The sequence below is a fragment of the Nocardia sp. NPDC060220 genome, assembly GCF_042727815.1.
Classification (GTDB): Bacteria; Actinomycetota; Actinomycetes; order Mycobacteriales; family Mycobacteriaceae; genus Nocardia.
The window spans coordinates 1-1993 of sequence record NZ_JBHWZY010001084.1 but is presented as its reverse complement, the minus strand read 5'-3'; the positions used below and the strand labels follow the sequence as shown (position 1 = coordinate 1993).

The 1993-nt window shown below is 68.0% G+C and carries 2 protein-coding genes; one reads left to right on the top strand and one right to left on the bottom strand.

The window, feature by feature from the left end; genetic code table 11:
- Positions 1-135: 135 nt before the first annotated feature.
- The gene (locus ACFWF3_RS33870; RefSeq protein WP_379318068.1) at positions 136-615 is read left to right on the top strand and encodes an amidase family protein; all 480 of its coding nucleotides are present in this window, start codon (positions 136-138) and stop codon (positions 613-615) included.
- Here ACFWF3_RS33870 and ACFWF3_RS33865 read toward each other — a convergent pair.
- On the bottom strand, positions 612-1508 hold the full coding sequence (locus tag ACFWF3_RS33865; RefSeq protein WP_378631508.1) for a LysR family transcriptional regulator: 897 nt from the start codon (positions 1506-1508) through the stop codon (positions 612-614). The genes ACFWF3_RS33870 and ACFWF3_RS33865 overlap by 4 nt on opposite strands.
- Between the last annotated feature and the right edge of the window lie 485 nt (positions 1509-1993).

The window sequence follows — 1993 nt, the reverse complement described above, 5'->3', positions numbered from 1 at the left end:
CCCACGCCGCAGCTACTACCATGCGGCGGGGCGGGGGCCCCCCGGCCGCGTGGGGCCCGGTTGGATGGGATTGGGCCGGGGGCGCCCCCCCCCGGGGGGGCGCCCGCGGCAGTGGCCGGGCACGAGGTGCAACCGGTGGAACTGCCCTACGGCGACACGGCGCTGTTGATGCTGCTGCGCTGGCCGACCGCGGGCCTGGCCGACGCCGACACACTCGAGAACCCCGAACTGCTCCAGCAACGCACCAAACGTCACCTGGCGATCGGCAGGGTGATCCGGCGACTCGGCCTGGTCCGCCCCAGCCAGATCGACCGGACCGAAGCCAGGCTGCTCGAATTCTTCGAGGACTTCGACGTGGTGATCACCCCGACGCTCGCCGCGCCACCGCCCAAGGCCAGGCAGTGGAGCGGGCGCGGGTGGGCCGCGAATGTCGTGTCCTCGGCGCGCTACGCGCCGTTCACCGGACTGTGGAATCTGCTCGGCTGGCCCGCGGCGTCACTACCGATGGGCACCCATCCCGAAGCACACACCCCGTTGGCCGCGCAGCTGGTCGGTCCGCCGGGCAGCGAGTCCACCTTGCTCGGTCTCGCCGCCCAACTGGAACTGTCGAACTAGACCGCGATCGGCTGCGGCTGCGGTGTCGGCTCGGAGAAACCACCGTCGACGGCGCGACCGGCGAATTCCAGAATGGTCGGGCGCGTGTCGTCGGCCCGCCATGCCACCGCCAGCTCACACGGGGTGAGACCGGCGACCGGACGCGCGGTGAGCCCGGGCCAGCGGTACATCGGCACGTTGTTCTCGGCCAGCAGGCACACGCCGAGGCCGAGGCTCACGGCCTCGAGCTTGTCCTCGGGGGTGGCCGCCTCGGCGCCGATCTTGGCCGCCTTGCCGCCACGGGCATCGTTGCCGAGCCAGAAGTCGCGGACCGCGCCCGCCTCGGTGGGCAGGGCGACGAAGGGCTCGTCGAGCAGATCGGCGAATTCGATGCTGTCCTGTTCGGCCAGCGGATGCGACTCCGGCAGCAGCACCCAGCGCGGCTCGGTGCGCAGCACCTGCCAGCGATAACGGTTGGGGTCGGGCAGCGGCAGCCAGACCAGCGACAGGTCGGCCTGTCGACCGGCCAGGCCACTGGAGGGGTCGTTCCACGACGCGGCGTGCAGGGCGAGGCGGTGACCGCTCGCGCTCTCGAGGTCGTTGAGCAGACCCCGGCCGAGCGCGGACTGGATTCCGACGCGCAGCACCTCGCCTGCTTCCTGGAGGGACACGTTGGTCACCTCCCACAGCTCGAGGATCTTGCGTGCGCCTTCGAGCAGTTCCTTACCGGCGACGGTGAGGGCGACACTGCGCTGGTTGCGGTCGAACAGGACCACGTCGAGCTGGCGTTCGAGCTGGCGGATCTGGCGTGACAACGTCGGCTGAGCGATATGCAGCCGCTGGGCGGCGTTCGTGAAATGCAGTTCCTCAGCGACGGCGACGAAATACCGCAGATCGCGCAAATGCGGGTCCATAGCACCTTGCTATCAGAATCGGTCGGGAAAATCCAGCCAAAACGGGCAAGGAAGTTCGCGGAAGTGGATCAAAACAGTCACCAGGTTGGTATCGCACAGCATATGGCCTGACATGGTGAGCTGCACCATCGGATTGTCTATTGTTCGTGGCGATCTGCCGCCGAGTGGATCGATGTCATATCTGGGCGGCTGACCAGCGAAAATGCGTCGCTGTTCACACCACCTGCTCCGATGTGGGCCGCACCGCGCCGCTGTCGTGCGCGCCGAAAGGTGCCGCTGACCACGGCGACCGTGACCAGCAACTTCGTCGAAGTGATGTTAGTCACAAACAAGTTTCGAAGCGGTGAATCCGGCTGCGCACCAACAGGTGTCGCAGCCGGAATCGACTACTTGCTCTTCTTGAGACGCAGCACCGCGGGCAGGTCGATTCGGCGCATCCCGCGCGCACCGGCCGCCCGCATCGCCGCGACCGCGACGACCAGCTT